This is a genomic window from Natrinema soli (assembly GCF_028618695.1).
In genome coordinates this window covers 1-1756 of the sequence record NZ_JAQIVI010000063.1, presented here as the reverse complement: position 1 = coordinate 1756, position 1756 = coordinate 1, and the positions used below count along the sequence as shown (strand labels likewise).

The 1756-nt window shown below is 61.8% G+C and carries 2 protein-coding genes and 2 pseudogenes; all 4 read left to right on the top strand.

Annotated features, from left to right (window positions below; translation table 11 throughout):
• Positions 1–155, top strand: a pseudogene (locus tag PGX04_RS03985) (CbtA family protein); the annotation flags it as partial.
• Positions 152–481 carry a (2Fe-2S) ferredoxin domain-containing protein gene (locus tag PGX04_RS03980; protein ID WP_273737322.1) on the top strand — a complete coding sequence of 110 codons (330 nt, stop codon included), beginning with the start codon at positions 152–154 and terminating at the stop codon, positions 479–481. The pseudogene PGX04_RS03985 and the gene PGX04_RS03980, both read left to right, overlap by 4 nt.
• Before the next feature lie 319 nt (positions 482–800).
• Positions 801–1418: a DUF7344 domain-containing protein gene (locus tag PGX04_RS03975; protein ID WP_273737321.1), complete on the top strand. Its 618-nt coding sequence runs from the start codon at positions 801–803 to the stop codon at positions 1416–1418.
• Positions 1419–1503: 85 nt separating this feature from the next.
• A pseudogene (locus PGX04_RS03970) lies at positions 1504–1756 on the top strand (hypothetical protein); the annotation flags it as partial.

Genomic DNA, 1756 nt, shown 5'->3' with positions numbered 1-1756 from the left:
TGCCGGCCGATCTCGTCGCCGCGTTCCGCGGACTGACCGTCCTGAGCCAGGCCGCCCTGTGGTTCCTCGTGGCCGGGTGCTTCGGCTGGCTTCGGCCGCGATCCGACGGGCGATCGGCCGCCGAGCAACGGGAGGAACTGCTGAGCAGTCCATGAAGAATCGGACCGAAGAACACCGCGAACGCCTCGAGGCCCACGTGTTCGTCTGCGCCACCGATCGCGATTCCGAACACGCGAGTTGCGGTGGCGCCGGGGCCGACGAGACTGTCGCGGCGGCGAAAGCGTGGTTACGCGATCGCGACGCGTTCTGGACGAGCGTCTCAGTCAGTACGACCTCGTGCCTGGGGCTGTGCAGCGAGAGCGGGACCGCGATCTCGATTCAACCGCGAAACGCGTGGTACTCGGACGTAACACCGGCGGACGTTCCCGAGTTGCTCGCCTCGGAGTTCGGCCCGGACGCGGAGCACGTCGGCGATCGATGACTGGCTCCCGTCTACCGGGACTCGTGCAATCCGTCGCAGTCGTGTCATCGGTTTTCAGTGGGAACGACTCACTCACACCAAACACTGTTGGTAGTAGAGTTATCACGCTCGCACCGTACTTTCAACGCAGACCGACACTGCGAACGGTCGGACGGGTTCCCCAGTCGCTCGAGCGACTGCTTGCATATCTTTACTCTATCGACTTGGATAAAATCATTGATAGTAGTGTTCTGTCTCATCATTCATATAGGAATATTTTAGTTAGAACGAAGTCCCGAAGGATTTACGTAGACATGGTTTCCTTTCTCGGTCGTAGCGTATGACCTCCAGATTCGATATCCCATCCCGCACTTCGGATACGCCCTCCAGCGATCCGCAGTCCGACGAGACGGCCGAGCTATCCCCGGACGATATTTTTCACGTTCTCCAGACGAATCGAAGACGAGAGACGATCCGGTATCTGCTCGACGAGGACGAACTCGTCAAAATGCGCGACGTCGCCGAGCACGTCGCGGCGAAGGAACACGAGACGACGGTGGCGCAACTGACGTCTGCGCAGCGCCAGCGCGTCTACATCCCGCTGTATCAGTCCCATCTTCCGAAACTCGACAAGAAGGGAATCATCGAGTACGACCAGCCCCGCGGGGTCGTGCGACCGACCGATCGACTGGAGATATTCCGACCGTATCTCGAGGCGTCGGACGACGAGTTCGAGCGACCGGGAACCGACGCCGATCGATCGGCCACTGCCCGCGTCGATAGCGCGTATTTCCGAACGGCGATCGGCGCGAGCAGTGGTCTCCTGCTCATCTCAGCGATGGGCGTGCTCTCGATCCCCGGATCGGTCCTCGGAGCGATCATCATGACCCTGTTCGTGCTAGCCACGGTCGCCTCGAACGGTGTCGACTTCCCGTTCTCGATGCGATCCGCGAACTGACGGACGATACTACCAGCGTCTCCTCGCTGCCTGCTACCGGCGCGAACGATTTTACGCAGACTCTCCGTTGTCGATCGTCCCAGTCATGCTCGCGTGGCCAGACGAGACCATCGACGAGGGGATCGCGTCAGTGGCGGCGACCGACCCGGAACGGCGAGCCGTGATCGTCGACGAAACTGTGTGGCGTTACGACGACCCGCTCTCGGACGACGAACCCCACGAGAAGTTCCGAATGTGCGCCGGACACGCCCCGGAAACGGTCGCGGTCGACGACGCGCCGGCTGCGCTGGACGAGCTGCGGACGGTGTCGGACGTGAGCGACGTCCTCGGGTCGCGCT